At 29.7% G+C, this 17165-nt stretch carries 15 protein-coding genes; all 15 read left to right on the top strand.

Features of this window, described 5'->3' with window-relative positions:
• Positions 1–258: 258 nt before the first annotated feature.
• The 15 genes from asnS to acpP all read left to right on the top strand — a co-directional run bounded on the left by asnS (position 259) and on the right by acpP (position 17152).
• Positions 259–1779 carry an asparagine--tRNA ligase gene (gene asnS / locus AACP42_RS02465; RefSeq protein WP_212775450.1) on the top strand — a complete coding sequence of 507 codons (1521 nt, stop codon included), beginning with the start codon at positions 259–261 and terminating at the stop codon, positions 1777–1779.
• 442 nt (positions 1780–2221) lie between these two features.
• Positions 2222–3328 carry an ABC transporter ATP-binding protein gene (locus AACP42_RS02460; RefSeq protein ID WP_212508981.1) on the top strand — a complete coding sequence of 369 codons (1107 nt, stop codon included), beginning with the start codon at positions 2222–2224 and terminating at the stop codon, positions 3326–3328.
• Positions 3329–4270, top strand: a complete 942-nt coding sequence (locus AACP42_RS02455) for a carbohydrate ABC transporter permease (RefSeq protein WP_212775449.1) — start codon at positions 3329–3331, stop codon at positions 4268–4270.
• Positions 4271–4305: 35 nt separating this feature from the next.
• Positions 4306–5193, top strand: coding sequence for a carbohydrate ABC transporter permease (locus AACP42_RS02450; protein ID WP_249291064.1), 888 nt, complete (start codon positions 4306–4308; stop codon positions 5191–5193).
• Positions 5177–6799, top strand: coding sequence for an extracellular solute-binding protein (locus tag AACP42_RS02445; RefSeq protein ID WP_212775448.1), 1623 nt, complete (start codon positions 5177–5179; stop codon positions 6797–6799). Before AACP42_RS02450 ends, AACP42_RS02445 begins: the two co-directional genes overlap by 17 nt.
• A gap of 34 nt (positions 6800–6833) precedes the next feature.
• Positions 6834–7802 carry a DHH family phosphoesterase gene (locus tag AACP42_RS02440; protein WP_212775447.1) on the top strand — a complete coding sequence of 323 codons (969 nt, stop codon included), beginning with the start codon at positions 6834–6836 and terminating at the stop codon, positions 7800–7802.
• Between the two features lie 219 nt (positions 7803–8021).
• Positions 8022–9404 (top strand): tRNA uridine-5-carboxymethylaminomethyl(34) synthesis GTPase MnmE, encoded by a 1383-nt coding sequence (gene mnmE, locus AACP42_RS02435; RefSeq protein ID WP_212775446.1) that lies wholly within the window; start codon positions 8022–8024, stop codon positions 9402–9404.
• A gap of 99 nt (positions 9405–9503) precedes the next feature.
• Positions 9504–10442, top strand: coding sequence for a DHH family phosphoesterase (locus tag AACP42_RS02430; RefSeq protein WP_212508986.1), 939 nt, complete (start codon positions 9504–9506; stop codon positions 10440–10442).
• Between the two features lie 248 nt (positions 10443–10690).
• On the top strand, positions 10691–12616 hold the full coding sequence (thrS, locus tag AACP42_RS02425) for a threonine--tRNA ligase (protein ID WP_212508987.1): 1926 nt from the start codon (positions 10691–10693) through the stop codon (positions 12614–12616).
• Between the two features lie 252 nt (positions 12617–12868).
• On the top strand, positions 12869–13549 hold the full coding sequence (gene infC, locus AACP42_RS02420) for a translation initiation factor IF-3 (RefSeq protein ID WP_240682805.1): 681 nt from the start codon (positions 12869–12871) through the stop codon (positions 13547–13549).
• Positions 13550–13681: 132 nt separating this feature from the next.
• Positions 13682–13888 (top strand): 50S ribosomal protein L35, encoded by a 207-nt coding sequence (gene rpmI / locus AACP42_RS02415; RefSeq protein ID WP_011412939.1) that lies wholly within the window; start codon positions 13682–13684, stop codon positions 13886–13888.
• A 14-nt stretch (positions 13889–13902) separates the two neighbouring features.
• Positions 13903–14832, top strand: a complete 930-nt coding sequence (gene rplT, locus AACP42_RS02410) for a 50S ribosomal protein L20 (protein WP_212775445.1) — start codon at positions 13903–13905, stop codon at positions 14830–14832.
• A gap of 138 nt (positions 14833–14970) precedes the next feature.
• Entirely contained in the window at positions 14971–15600 is a 630-nt protein-coding gene (locus AACP42_RS02405) for a hypothetical protein (protein ID WP_212775444.1), read from the top strand.
• On the top strand, positions 15593–16651 hold the full coding sequence (locus AACP42_RS02400; RefSeq protein WP_249291068.1) for a M42 family metallopeptidase: 1059 nt from the start codon (positions 15593–15595) through the stop codon (positions 16649–16651). Before AACP42_RS02405 ends, AACP42_RS02400 begins: the two co-directional genes overlap by 8 nt.
• Positions 16652–16921: 270 nt before the next feature.
• The gene (gene acpP, locus AACP42_RS02395) at positions 16922–17152 is read left to right on the top strand and encodes an acyl carrier protein (protein WP_011161081.1); all 231 of its coding nucleotides are present in this window, start codon (positions 16922–16924) and stop codon (positions 17150–17152) included.
• Positions 17153–17165: the final 13 nt, after the last annotated feature.

Genomic DNA, 17165 nt, shown 5'->3' with positions numbered 1-17165 from the left:
AACAAAAAAATTATTTTTCATATTACTAATTCTAATACTTTTTGCCTCTCTTTTTTTCTTTTTTGCTTCGCTATTTTGCTTCGCTATTATTTTTTCCTCCGATTCTTTTTCTTTAAATTTCTTTTTCTTCTTATTTTAATCCCCCCCTTTTTTCTATTTCCATTTACATTTTTTTAATTCATATTCGTTTCATTTCACTTTTTTATTTACAACAAAATATTACAACATTACATAAAAACAAAGGATTAGTAAATTACAATGAAAATTTCTATCAAAGATATTTTCCAAAAACCAGAGCTATTTTATCAAAAAAAAATAGTATTAAATGGTTGGGTTAGAAATTGTCGTTATCAAAAAAAATTAATTTTTATCGATTTAAATGATGGTACTTTTCTGGAAAATTTACAAATTATTTGTAAAGAAACCAAAACCAAAAACATCGAAATCGCCGCCGAAATTACCGAATTTCATGAAAACCAAAAAGTCAACACCAACAACGAATCTACAAATAACATTAATTTAGAAAAATTAAAAGAAATGTTACAAATTGGGGCTTCTTTGCAAGTGGAAGGTATTCTAAAAGCAACCAACAATCCCCAAACGCCTTTTGAAATTAGTGCCCAAAATGTTTCTCTTTTAGGCGCAAGTGATTTTTCTTATCCGCTTCAACCCAAAAAACATTCTAAGGCTTTTTTGAGACAAATATCTCATCTAAGAGTGCGCACCAAACTTTTTGGAGCAGTTTTTCGCATTAGAAATACCGCTTTTTTTGCCCTGCACAGTTTTTTTCAAAAAAAAGGTTTTTTTCACATCAACACCCCCATTATCACTGCTAATGATGGCGAAGGCGCGGGTGAATTATTTCAACTTACAACCCTTAATTTAGAAGCTTTGCCACAAACAAAAAACATTCCAAACGCTTTCAAACTTGCCGATGAGACTACCAGCAAAAATGAAATTGATTATCAAAAAGATTTTTTTGGCAAAAAAGTTTTTTTAACAGTAACAGGTCAACTAGAAGCAGAAGCAATGGCTTTGGGTTTGAATAAAGTCTATACTTTTGGTCCTACTTTTAGAGCTGAAAAATCAAACACTCCAAGACATGCTGCTGAATTTTGGATGTTAGAACCTGAAATGGCTTTTTGCAATTTATCTCAAAATTTAAAAGTCGCCCAAGAAATGTTACAATTTGTTATTGCTAAATGTTTAGAACAAAATTATCAAGATATAGAATTTTTGGATAAGACAGAAAAAAACGGTTTAATTGAAGAATTAAAAAACATCGCTGAGGAAAAAGAATTTTTGACAGTAAAATACGAACAAGCTTTAGAAATTTTGCAAAAAAGCAACACCAAATTTGAAAACCCCCTTTTTTATGGCGCTGATTTGGCAACCGAACACGAAAAATATTTAACCGAAACACATTTTAAAAAACCAGTTTTTATTGTTGATTGGCCTAAAGAAATTAAAGCTTTTTATATGAAAAATAATCCCGATCAAAAAACAGTAGCTGCGATGGATCTTTTAGTTCCTCGTGTCGGAGAATTAATTGGCGGATCGCAAAGAGAAGAAAACTTATCAGTTTTAATTGAAAAAATGAACCAAATGAAAATTCCTCAAAAAGATTTGGAATGGTATTTAGATTTACGCCGTTTTGGAGGATGCATTCATTCAGGTTTTGGCTTAGGATTTGAAAGACTACTAATTTTTTTAACAGGATTAAATAATATTCGTGATGTAATTGCTTTTCCAAGAACTTATCATAATTTAGTTTTTTAAGTTTAATTAATAGTATCGTTTTTTATTTATCAATTTACAAGAACTTTAAAACTTTTTAACCTTTTCTTAAATATTTTTTAACTCTAAAATGTTTTTCTAAAACATTTTTTTATTTTTTGTTGGGAATTTCGCTTTTACTTATTTTTAAAAAACAAAAAAATTGCAAAATCATATTTAATATTTTTTAACTATTAATTGTCAATATTTTTTAAACATTTATAAAATTTTATAAAATTCAAAAAAGCAACCAAAAGTCCAAAAATAAAAAAATCACCAATAATTAAAAAATGATTAAATTCATCTAAAAGATAAAAACCAAAAACAATAAAAAAAGTTAAAAATAATAAAATCAAAATAATAAAACCAAAACCAAATCAAACCAAACCAAAATCACAAACACAAAATTAAAAGCCAAAAAGCTAAAAATAAGGAATACAAAAAAATGGGTATAAAATTAGAACAAGTTTCTAAAATTTTTATCGATAAACAAACTAAAAAAGAAACTTATGCTGTAAAAAAAATTGACATCAACATTCCTAAAGGAAAATTGGTAAGTCTTTTAGGTCCTTCGGGTTGTGGCAAATCGACTACTCTTTACATGATTGCAGGGCTTCATCCTATTTCGGCTGGAAAAATATTTTTTGGCGACAAAGATGTCACTAACCTGCCTATTGAAAAAAGAGGTATTGGTTTAGTTTTCCAAAATTACGCTCTATATCCTCATATGACAGTTAGACAAAATATTTCCTTTCCACTGGAAAATCTAAAATTTGCGCGCGACATTATTGTGCAAAAAGTAGAAGAAATTGCCAAGTTAGTGGGAATTGCCGATCATTTAGACAAAAAACCTCAGCAACTTTCAGGCGGACAACAACAACGCGTAGCAATTGCAAGAGCCTTAGTAAAAGAACCTCAAGTTTTGCTTTTAGATGAGCCCTTATCCAACTTAGATGCAGGGTTACGCCTCAAAACTAGAGAAGAAATTAGAAGAATCCAACGAAAAACTAGAATCACTGCTATTTTTGTTACACACGACCAAGAAGAAGCAATGTCTATTAGTGATGAAATTTGCTTAATGAATAAAGGACAAATCCAACAAAAAGGCGCTCCTCAAGAAGTTTATGCCAATCCTAACAACTTGTTTGTTGCCAAATTTTTAGGCAATCCGCTTATCTCTATTTTTGAAGGAAAAATTACTTTTGGAAAAGTAACTATTGGAGATTCACTTCTTTTTGATTTTTCTTCTAACAAAACTTTAAAAAACCTAAATCAAGAAATCTATGTAGCCATTCGTCCTGAAGGTTATTGGTTTGACACAAACGGTAATTTTGAAATCGAACCTCTCTTTTTAGAAAATATGGGAAGAAACCTAATGATGTTAGCAAGACATCCGCAAGCTGTTAAAAACACTTTCCACCTTGTCTTTGATGAAAAAAGTAAAGATATTATTTTTCCCCAAGGATTTGTTGCCAAGAAAAAAATTAGATTCCAAATTAAAGAAAATAAGTGTTTTCTTTTTGATAAAAAAACCGAAAATAGGATTTTTTAAATGTCATTGCTAAAAAAACTTTTCCATCACAATTCCACTAAATATTCCAAACATAATCATTGGTATTATTTGGCGCCTGCCTTAATTCTTATGGTTTTATTTAATTTTTATCCTTTGGTAAAAACATTTTTTATTTCTTTGGATAGTAGATATAATAAATTTGCAGACACATTTTCTTATTCATTTAATTTTTCTAATTACACTACTACTTTTTGTGATCCTGATTTTAGAACTGCTCTTTTTAACACTTTTTTACTGGTGTTTGCTGCTGTTCCTATTTCTATTTTTTTGTCTTTAATGATTGCCTTAGCACTTAACAGTGTTTATAATCGTTTTTTAAAAAATATCTTTCAAACCATTTTTTTCCTCCCTTATTTAACAAATCCTGTTATTATGGGAATGGTTTTTGCAGTCCTTTTTTATCACAATAGTTTTGGCATCCAAACGCGCCCCGAAGGTTTTTTTAATTCTTTTTTTGGGTTCCAACAAGATTGGATTAACATTTCAGCTCCTTATTCGTATAAAATGTTTGTTTTAATTTTTTATGTAGTGTGGAAATCCCTTCCCTTCCAAATTTTAATTTTTAGTGTGGGATTAAAAAACATTAGTAAAGATTATTACGATGCTGCCAGAATTGACGGCGCTTCTAAAATAACTATTTTTAGAAAAATTACTCTTCCTCTACTTGCTCCTACTATTTTTTATCAACTTATTATTGCAATAATTCAAGTTTTTAAAGAATATGAATCTGTTATTGGAGTTTTTGGTAATTCCGATATTACTAAGGTAAATACTGTGGTAGGCTATATTTATCAACAATTAGAAGGAACTTTAATGGATTCTTATTCCAGAGGCGCTGCAGCCACTGTTATTTTGCTTTTAATTTCTATTCTTTTTACTGCCATTAATTTTTTCTTTTTTGAAAAGAAATTAAATGAATAAAATAAATAATAAATAAGGATCTAACCTTGATAATTATGTCAAATTCAAATAATAAAACAAAACTCATTTTTGCCAAACTTAAAAAACATTTACCCAAAGTTTGTGCCACTTTTACCAAATACTTTTTTTTGTCTGTTTTTGCTCTTTTTTTGGCTATCCCTTTTTATTGGATGCTAAATTTAGCTCTACAAGACAATCCTGCTTGTCCTAGTTTTTTTCCTAAAGATTTGACGTGGAACAACTTCTCTTTTCTATTTACCCGTTATAGCTTGTTTTTGACTTTTTTTAAAACCCTTGCTGTTGTTTTTATCTCTACTGTTTTAGGTATTTTTGTCTCTGTTATAACTGCTTTTGCTCTTAGTGTTTTAGAATTTAGAACTAAAAAAATTATATTAGGAGTCTTTCTAATCACCATTATGATAACTACTGAAAGTATGTTTTTAACTAACTATCAAACAGTTGCACGCCTAGGTTTTGTTGATTCTGGTCAAGGTACGCGTGTTTTTAGTGGCATTTATTTAGCAATGATTCTTCCCTTTCTAATCAATGTATTTCATATTTTTTTATTAATACAAAATATCAAAAAAATTCCCAAAGAACTCTATTTATCTGCCAAAGTTGATGGTAGTAGTGATTGGAAGTTTTTATACAAAATTTTAACTCCGCTTTTAAGAGATAACATCATTAATATCATTATTTTTAGAGCAGTTGCTGCTTGGAATGCTTATTTGTGGCCTGAACTTGTAGGCGGAAAATTGCTTACTAATGTGATTAGAAATATTTTTGACTCTGAAAAAAACCAACATTTAGTCAATCAACAAATGGCAGCTACTGTTTTGATGACATTACCTTTAGTTTTGTTGTTCATTTTTTGTAAAAGATATGTTTTAGAAGGAAAATTAAACAGTGGTATCAAAGGATAAATTAAAAATCATTCATTTTTTTACTTGCTTATTTGTTATTTTAGCATTTATTGTATTATTTCCTAAAATTGATTCTAATGCTTTAAGAAATAACCATGAACAAGAATTAAATGAAATGCTTACCAAATATAAAGATAGCGAAGCATGGGAAAAATTTCTAGAAAAACCCATCGAAATTGTTTTTTGGCATCGTTTAGATCCTGAAAAAGAAAAAGGAAAACCAAAAACTGCTTTAGAAGAAATTATTGAAGAATTTAGAGAAAAATATCCCAAAATCAAAGTAAAAACAGAATATAAACCTAGTTGGAGTGGGATTGTAAAAAACATTAATGTAGCTCTTCCAGCCAACAACGAACCTCATTTAATTGTTTCTTATGCTGATCATTTAGTAAATTATTATGAATCAGGTAAATTAGTTCCCCTTGATGGATTTAAAGATCACACCAATGAAAAAATCAAATTAGACCCTTGTACAACAGATCCCCAAACAAAAACATATTTTTATTCTAGTTTTGAAAATGAGGCTCAATTGCCTTTGGGTGATGAAGAAGAACCAGGGAAATGGTACTCCTTGCCATTTTCTAAATCTATTGAATTGATGTATTATAATCAAGATTATTTTAAACAATTAAAAGGCAAAATTCAAAAACAAAAAATAGAAATCGATTCCGATTTTCAATCTTGTTTTGACAATTATGATAAACCTAATTTTGAAGGCAAACTTAAAGATGGTATTACATGGGAACAAATGGAAAAGTTATGCGAAGTAATTAAACAAGTTGACTCTGAAAAAATCCCTATTTCTTACGATTCTGAATCTAATTTATTTATTATATCTTCCGAACAAAGAGGAATTGAATATACAACTTCACCAACTAAAAAAGATCCATCAAGTCGTGAAGTAGGAGTACGTTTTAATAATCCAGATGCTAAAAAAATGATTAAAGATTTTAAAAAATTTTATGATAAAAAATATTTAATTACTCGTAAATTATCTGGTGAAAGTTATACTACTCATTTATTTATGGATCAAAAAATTTTAATGGACATTTCTTCTTCTAATGGATTTGAATATGTTTCCAAAGCTCCATTTAAAGTAGGGATAACTTCGGTTCCTTATTGGAAAAAAGGAAAACAAGGTCCTGAGTCAGGCAAAAGAAAAGTTTTACAACAAGGCTCTAATATTAATTTATTTTATAAAAAAGATAAAGATGAAGTGCTTGCTTCTTGGTTGTTTTTAAAACATTTAACTTCTAAAGAAACAAACGAAAAATTAATCCAAAAACTTAGTCAATTTCCTACTCGTCCTTGTTATGGTGATAAAAGCGCCCAACCAGAACAAACAAATTCTGAAAATCCTTCTAAAAATTCTAAAAATCCAAAAATAAATAAAGATATTTTTGACTTTATGAAAGATGAAAGAAAAGAAGATGAAAAATCATCTCAAACAGGTAACCCCATTTATTTCTTTTCTCCCACTTTTAGAAAATCCCAGATGTCGCGTATAGTTGTAGAAAAATTAGTAATAGATTGTTTTTTAGATAAAGCCTTAGACAAAAACATCGATACATTATTTAATGAAGCCCAACAAAAAGCAAACTCCTAAAAACTTATTAAAATTAACAAATTAAAGGAACATTATGAAAATTATTTACAATAAAATTAAAGCTTTTGAAACAATTATTATTCATGGACACATCAATCCAGATGGTGATTGTTATGGCGCTCAACTAGGTTTAAAAGATGCAATTACAACAACTTTTCCCCAAAAAAAAGTCTATGCAGTAGGACAACAAAATCATTCTTTATCTTTTGTAGGTGTGATGGATGAAGTTTGTGATTCTTTGTACCAAAGTGCTCTTGCTATTGTTGTTGATTGCGGTCAAGAAAACAAAATTAGTGACCAAAGATTTAAATTAGCTAAAGATACAATTAGAATTGATCATCATTTATTAATGGATAATTACTGCAATTATCAATGGGTAGATGCTAATTATTCTTCTTGTTCTCAAATGATTTTTGAATTTAAAGAAAAATGCAATATGAAATTAACTCATAAAGGTGCTTTGGCTATGTATGTAGGTATGGTAACTGATACTGGTAATTTTTGTTTTGATAGAGTTGACCAAAACACTCTTAAAGCTGCTGCTTCCTTACTTGTTTTTGACCTTGATGTATCACAAATTTTTTTTCATCTTAACAAAGAAACTCTTACCTTGTTTCAATATAAAGCCTATATTTATCAAAATGTAGTTACTTCCCAAGGATTTGCTTACGTTTTTATTTCTCAAGAAACATTGAAAAAATTTAACTTACATATTGACGTTGCTGCAAGTTTGGTTAATATTTTGGGTCATTTAGAAAATCATCCAGTTTGGGCTTTTTTCTTAGAACAACCAGATTTAACAATTAGAGCTCGCATTCGTTCTCGTGGTCCTGAAATTAACTCCATTGCTAGACAATTTAAAGGCGGAGGTCACCTTAGAGCTTGTGGTGCTACTTTAAATAACAATCAAGAAATGACTTTTTTCATAGCTCAAATAAAAGACTCAATTAAAGCTTTTGAAACCAAATCCCAAGACAAAAATCCAAAACTAATTAAAAATTAATTAACAATAAAATTAATAAATTCAATAAATACACATATAAAAAAATCTCCAATAACCAATAATAAAATTAATCAAATAAAACTTTTATTTTGATAATTCTTTTTCCCTTTCCTTTCGGTTGTAAATTATTTTCATATTATAAATGATAAATATCAATTTAAAACAACATTCAATAAATGAAAAGATTAAAAAAATCATAAAGAAAGGATCCCCCAATAAATGTTTTTTGATACTATTGCTGCTATTTCAACTCCTTTAGGAACAGGAGGAGTTAGTGTAATTAGGGTTTCTGGCAACAATTCTATTGCAGAAATAAATAAAATTTTTAAAGGCAAAGACCTTACCAAAACCAAAACACACACCATTACTCACGGTTTTATCCTCAACAAAAACCAAACTATTTTGGATGAAGTTTTGATTTCTGTTTTTAAAACTCCTAATTCTTTTACTGGCGAAAATGTTGTAGAAATTAATGCTCATGGCGGTATTTTAATTACGCAAATGGTTTTAGAAAGAGTTTTGTCATTAGATATTAGATTGGCTTTTCCAGGCGAATTTAGCCAAAGAGCCTATCTTAATGGAAAAATGGACCTCATTCAAGCTGAATCCATTATGGACCTAATTCATGCCACTAATGAAAATGCCATTAAAATTGCTCATTCTGGTTTGCAAAAATACACTTCTCAATTAGTGACTTCTTTGCGCGACCAAATCCTTAATTTAATTGCTCAAATTGAAGTTAATATTGATTATCCTGAATATGATGACATTCCTCAAATCACCCAACAAAAAATTGCTTTGGAAGTTAAAAGTTTAATCAAGCAATTAGAAAATATTTTGAACCACTCCCATAAAAATAGATATCTTAAAGAAGGAATAAAAACTTTAATTGTTGGACGTCCCAATGTTGGTAAATCAAGCCTTCTTAATGCTTTTTTAAACGAAACCAAAGCTATTGTTTCTGATATTTCAGGCACTACTAGAGATTTTGTTGAAGCTTATTTTAATTGTCAAGGTATCACCCTTCATTTAATTGATACTGCAGGCATTCGTAAAACTGATGATCCCATTGAAAAAATAGGAATTTTAAGAACAGAAAAAATGCTTTTACAAGCAGAATTAATTTTATTAGTTTTAGATCAAAGCAATCATTTGCAAGAAGAAGATATCCAACTTTTGCAATTAACCAAAAACCATCCGCGCATTATTATAGGAAACAAAGCGGATTTGAAAAGTGATAAATTAATTTCTTCTCTTTCCAACAACTCTTCCCAATTATCCCCACAAGAAATTATTTCAGTTTCGAGTTTGGATAAAACAGGGTTTTTAGAGTTACAACAAACAATTTTAAAAAAATTCCAATTAAATGATATCCAACCCAAAGATTTTAATTATTTTTCTAATGCAAGACACATTAATCAAATCCAAATTGCTCTTCGATCTTTCCAAGATTTGCAACAAGCCCTTTTGCAATCAATGCCAATCGATATTTATTCTATTGATCTTACTAAAGCTTATCAAGCGTTAGGACAAATTATAGGTGATAATCAAGAAAATAGTTTAATTAAAGAATTGTTTTCTAAATTTTGTTTAGGAAAATAAAAGAAACCCAAAAAATAAGAAAATATCAAGAAAAAAACCCCCAACCAACATCATTTTAACTAAACTAATATTTTAACAAATACAAAGAAAGGAACAAATATGAAATTTATTGAAACCCAAATTAAAACCTTTGACACTATCATTATTCACGGACATAAAAATCCTGATGGTGATTGTTATGGTTCTCAACTAGGTTTAAAAAATATGATTCAAAATACCTTTCCTCATAAAAATGTTTATGTGGTGGGACAAACCAAAAACCATTTAACTTTTTTGGGTCAAATGGATGAAATACCAGATGAAACTTACCAAAATGCTTTAGTAATTGTAGTTGACTGCGGTACTACTCAAGCCATCAGTGACCAAAGATTTAAATTGGGAAAAGTCGTTATTCGAATTGATCATCATATTTTAATCGAAAATTATGGTAATTATCAATGGGTTGATGATTCTTTTGGTTCGTGCTCTGAGATGATTTACTTGTTAAAAGAAAAACTCAATTTAAACCTAACTTTTAAAGGTGCTTTGGCTATTTATGTTGGTTTAATTACAGATACTGGTAATTTTAGGTATCATAGAGTAAGTGCCCAAACTTTAAGAATTGCCTCAGAATTACTTAATTATGGTATTGATGTTGCTTTGGTGGAACAAAATATTAATAAAGTAACACTTAATTTTTTAAAATATCAAGGATATATATGTCAAAATATTATTGCTTGTGACGGGTTTGCCTATGTTTATGTGAATCAACAAATCATTGAACAATTCAACATTACTTTAGAAGAGGTTTTTTTGTCGATTAATATTTTATCTAATATTAAAAATTTTCCCTTTTATGCTCTTTTTTTTGAATGTCCTGATTCTAAAATTCAAGTGCGTATTTGTTCTAACGGACCGCAAATATATCATATTGTTCAAAAATATGGTTGTAAAGGTCACCTAAGAGCTTGCAGTATGTTTTTGCCATCCGAAAAAGAAATTTTGCCTTTTGTTGCTACAATAAAAAAAGAAATTGCACCCTTTTTCAAAACCACTTAAAAATTTAGATTCCAAATAATAAACACCAATCAACTAATTACTAAAAAAAGACTCCTTTTTTCTTGTGATTTGTGTTATAGTTATGATATATGTTATTTAATTTTTTAGTATAAAACACACATTATATCACACATTATTATTTAGATAAAATTTTTTGCCCTTTATTATTTTTTCTCCTCCATTATCTTTGTTTTTCCCTAATTTTTTAAAAGATCAAAAAACTAAAAACTACAAAAGAAAGGGTTTTTATGATTAAAATCAGCTTTTTTGACAACCAAATACAAGAATTTATTTCAGGTATAACTCCTTTGGCAATTTGGAAAAAACACTTATCTACACATTTCAAAAAACCAGTTGCAGCCCTTTTCAACGACCAACCAATCGAACTTGATTTTCCTTTGAAAGAAAACGGCAATTTAGAAATTTTAACCGAATCTGATCCTAAATCTTTGGAAGTTCTTAATCACAGCACCGCTCACCTTATGGCGCAAGCCGTTGCAAGACTTTATCCAGGTGCCCTTTTTACAGTAGGACCTGCCATTAAAGAAGGATTTTATTATGATATTGATTTTCAAAATCACACCATTTCGGAAAAAGGTTTTCTTGCCATTGAAAAAGTAATGCATCAAATTTCTTTGGAAAACCACCCCATTACAAGAGAAGAAGTTTCTTTCGAACAAGTGCAAAAATTATTTGCTTGCAACCCTTATAAACAAGTTTTGCTGGAAAAATTTCGCGACCAGACTATCAGTATTTATCGTCAAGGAGAATTTTTTGATCTTTGCCGTGGCGGTCATGTAACCAAAACAAGCCTTATTAAACATTTTAAACTTTTAAAAATATCAGGAGCTTATTTTCAAGGAGATACCAAAAACAAAACTTTGACTCGCATCTATGGTACTTCTTTTTTCAAAAAACAAGCGCTTGCGGACCACTTGCAACTTTTGGAAGAAAGAAAAGAACGCGACCACAAAAAACTTAACAAAGAACTAGATTTATTCATGTTTAATAAAGAAGTTGGTTTGGGACTTCCCTTTTGGCTTCCTAAAGGAGCTACTGTAAGGCGCATCGTTGAAAGATATATTGTTGACAAAGAATTAAGTTATGATTATCATCATGTCTATACGCCCATTATGGCAAATACTGAACTTTACCGTATTTCTGGACATTTGGACCATTATGCTTCTAATATGTTTCCCATCATGACTTTGGAAAATGGTGAAAAACTAGTTTTAAGACCAATGAATTGCCCCCATCACATGATGATTTATAAAAAAACTCCTCATAGTTATAAGGAATTGCCTTTGCGTATTGCTGAATTAGGAATGATGCATCGGTTTGAAAAATCAGGAGCTGTTTCTGGTTTACAAAGAGTAAGAGAAATGACTCTTAATGACGCTCATATTTTTGCCTGTCCTGACCAAATCAAAGAAGAAATGAAAAAAATTATTAATTTAATTTTAGAAGTTTATCGTGATTTTAATATTAAAAATTATGAGTTGCGCCTAAGTTATCGTGACCCTAATGACACAGAAAAATATTTTAATGACGATCAAATGTGGCATCACGCTGAAAAAATCCTCAAAGAAACTATTCAAGAATTGAGCCTACCCTTTAAAGAAGCCATCGGAGAAGCTGCCTTTTATGGTCCTAAATTAGATGTGCAAGTGTTTACTGCCCTAGGCAACGAAGAAACATTATCAACAGTACAACTTGATTTTTTGCTCCCTCAAAAATTTGATCTTACTTTTATTGGAGAAGACAACAAACACCATCGTCCTGTTGTCATTCACCGCGCAGTTGTTTCTACTATGGAAAGATTTTTAGCGCATTTAGTAGAAGAAACAAAGGGTGTTTTTCCTTTATGGTTTGCTCCTGTACAAGTGCTTTTAATTCCTGTGTCTGCTCCTCTACATTTGGAATTTAGCCAAAAAATTAAAGAAATGTTACAATTACAAAATTTCAGAGTAGAAATTAATTCCAAAGATACTACTTTGGGTTATAAAATTAGAGAAGCACAAAAATTAAAAATTCCTTATCAAGTTGTAATTGGCGACAACGAAATGACTAACAATTTAATTACTTTTAGAAAATATGGCTCTCACCAACAAACCACAATTAAAGTTGATGAGTTCGTTTCTTTATTAAAAGACCAAGTTTTGCAAAAAAAATAACCTCTTAATTGCCAAAATCCCCCAAAAACTATTGACAAACCGCACTTTTTATTATATAATTAGGACGGTATTGTTATTGTTTTATTTTATAATATTCAAAATACAATTATAAAAATTATCAAAGATTTTGTAATAATCTTATGATATTAACGTGAAAAGAAGAGTTTTCTCTCGCCTGATTAACAATTAGTTTTTAGGCAAATGGCACATAAACATTTAATTTTTTTGTAAAAAAAATGCAAAAAACATTTAGTGTTAGTTATTTTAGAGAAGAGAAATGTTCATTGGGCGTTTCTCTTTTTTTATTTTATTTTCTCTTTTTGCCTTGTTTCATTTTCATGTTATGTCATTTCATTTCATTTTTACAAAATAACCCCAAACCTAAAGGAGGTTTTAAATATTAAAATCAACAAATTTAAAAAAAGTTCCAATTCCGATTTATATAATGAAAATATCCCACAAGGAAAATACCTCATTATTGATGAAAAAGGCGAACAATTAGGTGTTTTTGACCAAAAAGAAGCTTTAAAATTATCAGAACAAAAAGAAATTGATATTGTAGTGGTAAACGCAGATGCCTCACCGATGGTAGCGCGACTAATGAATTATCAAAAACATCGTTATAACCAACAAAAAAAACTTCGTGAAGCCAAAAAGAAAACCCAAATTATTGTTTTAAAAGAAATTCGCCTCAATCCTACCATTGATAAAAATGATCTAAATACTAAAATTAAACAAGCTCAAAAATTTTTAAAACAAGGCGATAAAGTAAAAGTTAGTATGCGTTTTCGTGGTCGTATGATTAATAATTTTCAATTAGGAGAAACAGTTTTTAAACAAGTTATGCAAGATTTGAAAAACCTATCTCAAATTGAGACTCCTTTAAAATTACAAGGCAATCAACTAACAGCAGTTCTGTCCCCTTTAAAATAACCCTTAAAGGTTATGAATGGTATTTGAATGGCTGAAAAATTACCCAAAGCAAAACGCGACTCAACCAATTTACAAACCAAAAATATTTTTTTGCACCCAATTAAAAATTAAAAATAAATAAAATAAGAAAGGATGATTAAAGTGATTAAGAAAAAATCCCACAGCGGGCTTAAAAAACGAATTAAAATTACTAAAAAGAAAAAATTATTAAGAGGCCACGCCTACAAAAATCACCTTGCAGCTTCCAAAACTACTAAACAAAACCGCCAACTAAGAGGAGTTACTTGTGTTAAACTTTGTGATTACAACAGAATCAAAACTCTTATTAGAGGATTATAGAAAGGAAAAAGAATATGGCAAAAATTAGTTTTACTCCTGCAAGACACCGTCGTCGCAAAAAAGTTTTAAAAATGGCAAAAGGATATTTTGGTTCCAAAAGCACTCTTTACAAAACAGCTCACGAGCAAGTAATGCGCTCTTTGCAATACGCTTATAGAGACCGCAAACAAAGAAAAAGAGATTTTCGTAAATTATGGATCTCCCGTATTAACGCTGGTGCTATGTTATGCGGCATGCAGTATTCTCGTTTAATGCACGGACTTGCTTTGTCAAAAGTAGATGTTAATCGTAAAGTATTAGCAGATTTAGCACACTTACAACCAGAAACTTTCGCACAATATGTTCAATTAGCAAAAGAAGCCTTAGTGCAATTTCAACAAACATTAAAACAAAAAGAAGCGCAAGTAACTAAATTACAAGAAGAACAATTAAACCAACTTGCACAAAAAGAAGAAAAACCATCTCAACTTGAAAAAACCCCAAAAACACAAACCACTCAAGAAAAATTAGAAGAAGCAAATTCGCCAAAATTAGAAAAAAAAGAATTAAAAGAAAATACTCCTAAATTAGAACAAAAAGAACCCACTCAAACAAAAGAGCAAGAACAAACACAAGAATTACAACAAGAAAAAACAGTTGAACCTGTAAAAGCTGTTGAAGTTTTGCAACAAGAAACACAACCACAACCCGAAGAAAAAACTTCTCTACAACCTGAAAAAGTTTTATCTACTGAACTTTCTGAGGAAAAATCCGATGATGCTTTGGAAACAAAACCACAAACTACCCAAGTTAAAGCAAAAAAACCCTTTTTAGATTTATCTAAAATGTTGCTTCCTGAGTTAAAAAAATTAGCTAAAGAACACAAAGTTCCTAATTTTCATAAACTTAAAAAAGCCGAAATTGTTACAGCTTTAAAAAAAGCTCTTGCTAAAAAAATAATTTAAAAATTTCAAAATACGTATTTTCATGATTTTTCATTTTTTAATTTTAAACTTGATTTGTATGTTTTTTCATGAATAATTATTTTTTAATTTTTCATTTTACAATAATTAGAAAAAATAAAATAGGAGTTATATAATATAATGAATCAAATTAAACAAAAACGTTTACAAGGATTTTACTCTTTATTATTGGCAACTTTTTTCCTTTTGGTAGCTGGATGTTGTTTTTTTGACCAAACTTTCCAACTTGGAAGTCTGAAATTCCAACTAGGATTATTTTTCTTAGGTGTCCTTTTATCGCTATTTACTTATTTAGTAGTTTTTAAAAAATACAAAAAAACTTTATCCAAGCTTCGTTTTTTCTTTGCCCTAGAAGCTTTTGTCTTTGTTTTTTTCATTGTTACTGTTTTTTTGTTACCAGGATTAGGCTTTTTAAATATTGATGATTTCAAAACCAAAAACCCTTTAGTTGGCAAACTTTTAACTTTTAACTATTGTTTATCATTGATGTTTGTTCTTCACAGCTTCATCAATTTAAATATTAATTATTTCAAGAAACAAAACTTTTCATTTTTCATTTTATATCTTTTAATGTTTGGATTTGGTTGTTTCGGATTAAGTAGCAATTTATTTGAAAACTTAAAAGATATCATTTTAAAATCATTTGCTGTTTTATCTTTAATGCACAGTATTTATCTTACATTTACAGGAATTAAACAATTCCAAACCGCTAGTTTACACGCACCCAAAAAGGAGAATGAAAATGAGTGATTTAGTTTCTTTATTAAAAGATTTAACAATGTTAAATGGTATTCCAGGTCAAGAAAAAGCAGTTGCTAATTATGTAGTTGACAAAATCAAAAACCAAGTAGACTCCATCGAATATGATAATTTAGGCTCTGTGATTGCTTGTAAAGGAAAAACAGGACCTCGCATTATGTTTGCAGGACATTTGGATGAAATAGGCTTAATAGTTAAGCAAATTACTCCAGAAGGTTTTATCAAATTCCAAACTCTTGGTGGTTGGTTTTCTCAAGTGATGCTTGCTCAAGTTTGGCAAATTCACACCGATAAAGGCGTTCTTAAAGCAGTTACTGGTTGCAAACCTCCGCATGTAATGTCTTTTCAAGAGCGCAATCAAGTTATCAACACTTCTTCTATGTATTTAGATATTGGAGTTGCCAACAAAGAAGAAGCCTTAAAATTAGGCGTTCGCGTTGGTGATATGGTAACTCCTTATATAGAATTCAGCACGCTTGGTAATTCTGATTATTTCCTTGCAAAAGCCTTAGATAATCGCGTGGGAGTTGCAATTGTGATGCAAGTTTTACAAAATGTCAATCCTACTACCAATCAATTTTTTGGTGTTTTTACTACCCAAGAAGAAGTAGGACTACGCGGAGCTCAAACCAGTGCTCACAAAGTACACCCTCAAATTGCTATTGCTGTTGATACTGGTATTGGAAATGATGTTCCAGGGGGCGAAAAAGAAGGGCACACTCTAGGAAAAGGTCCTCAAATTTTAGTTTATGATGGGGGCTTAGTCGCTCACAAAGGATTGCGTAATTTTGTCCTTAAAATCGCTGCCCAAAACAATATCCCTGTGCAAGAAATAAGTGGCAGTGGTGGTAGAACTGATGCTGCAACTATGCATTTAGTGCGCGAAGGAGCCGCTTCCTTATCTTTTGGCGTTCCTGTACGCTACATTCATTCCCACACTTCTGTAGTTCACAAACAAGACATTATAAACACTGTTAAACTTTTAACTTTGTTAGTAAATCAATTAGACGAAAAAAAAGTTAACGAAATTTTATTTCAATAAAAACACTTCCAAAATTAAATAATTTCTCATTGGCAAACTAAATTATTTGAATAAAATATTTTAGTTTGTTTCTTGTAAATAGGCACCTTTTTATAACTTACAATCAAAATAAATTCATTTCAGACCACCTTATTTTGCAAACTTACACACCAAACCACAAGCAAATAATTTACTTTTGTTTTTATTTTGGCAAATGCAACAATTAAAAAAAGATTTTTTTAGTATAATATTATTAAGCAATTATTGCTTTTTTGAAGGAGAAATAAAAAAATGGTTTTTGAAAAAATTAAAGCTTTAATTGCCACCCAATTATCTTTAGACGCTTCTACAATTACTTTAGACACTCGTTTTAAAGAAGATTTAGGACTTGATTCGCTAGACGCTTTAGAACTAGTTATGGAAGTAGAAAAAACATTTCAAATCAACATTAGTGATGCAACTTTACAAAATTTTAAAACCGTTCAAGATATCGTTTTTTACATCACCAAAAACACCCCTTAAACTAACTAATTTT

It is taken from the genome of Hydrangea phyllody phytoplasma, assembly GCF_036985185.1.
In the GTDB taxonomy this organism is placed as follows: domain Bacteria; phylum Bacillota_I; class Bacilli_A; order Acholeplasmatales; family Acholeplasmataceae; genus Phytoplasma; species Phytoplasma asteris.
Note: the sequence above shows the minus strand (reverse complement) of the source record. Positions and strands in the feature narration are given on the sequence as shown.

What these genes read in the sequence shown, in the direction of transcription:
- thrS (WP_212508987.1), top strand. Translation starts at nt 10,691, where the DNA reads ATGATTAAAATCAGCTTTTTTGACAACCAAATACAAGAATTTATTTCA.
- asnS (WP_212775450.1), top strand. Translation starts at nt 259, where the DNA reads ATGAAAATTTCTATCAAAGATATTTTCCAAAAACCAGAGCTATTTTAT.
- rpmI (WP_011412939.1), top strand. Translation starts at nt 13,682, where the DNA reads ATGATTAAAGTGATTAAGAAAAAATCCCACAGCGGGCTTAAAAAACGA.
- AACP42_RS02405 (WP_212775444.1), top strand. Translation starts at nt 14,971, where the DNA reads ATGAATCAAATTAAACAAAAACGTTTACAAGGATTTTACTCTTTATTA.
- AACP42_RS02455 (WP_212775449.1), top strand. Translation starts at nt 3,329, where the DNA reads ATGTCATTGCTAAAAAAACTTTTCCATCACAATTCCACTAAATATTCC.
- AACP42_RS02460 (WP_212508981.1), top strand. Translation starts at nt 2,222, where the DNA reads ATGGGTATAAAATTAGAACAAGTTTCTAAAATTTTTATCGATAAACAA.
- AACP42_RS02450 (WP_249291064.1), top strand. Translation starts at nt 4,306, where the DNA reads ATGTCAAATTCAAATAATAAAACAAAACTCATTTTTGCCAAACTTAAA.
- mnmE (WP_212775446.1), top strand. Translation starts at nt 8,022, where the DNA reads ATGTTTTTTGATACTATTGCTGCTATTTCAACTCCTTTAGGAACAGGA.
- AACP42_RS02430 (WP_212508986.1), top strand. Translation starts at nt 9,504, where the DNA reads ATGAAATTTATTGAAACCCAAATTAAAACCTTTGACACTATCATTATT.
- AACP42_RS02400 (WP_249291068.1), top strand. Translation starts at nt 15,593, where the DNA reads ATGAGTGATTTAGTTTCTTTATTAAAAGATTTAACAATGTTAAATGGT.
- rplT (WP_212775445.1), top strand. Translation starts at nt 13,903, where the DNA reads ATGGCAAAAATTAGTTTTACTCCTGCAAGACACCGTCGTCGCAAAAAA.
- AACP42_RS02440 (WP_212775447.1), top strand. Translation starts at nt 6,834, where the DNA reads ATGAAAATTATTTACAATAAAATTAAAGCTTTTGAAACAATTATTATT.
- acpP (WP_011161081.1), top strand. Translation starts at nt 16,922, where the DNA reads ATGGTTTTTGAAAAAATTAAAGCTTTAATTGCCACCCAATTATCTTTA.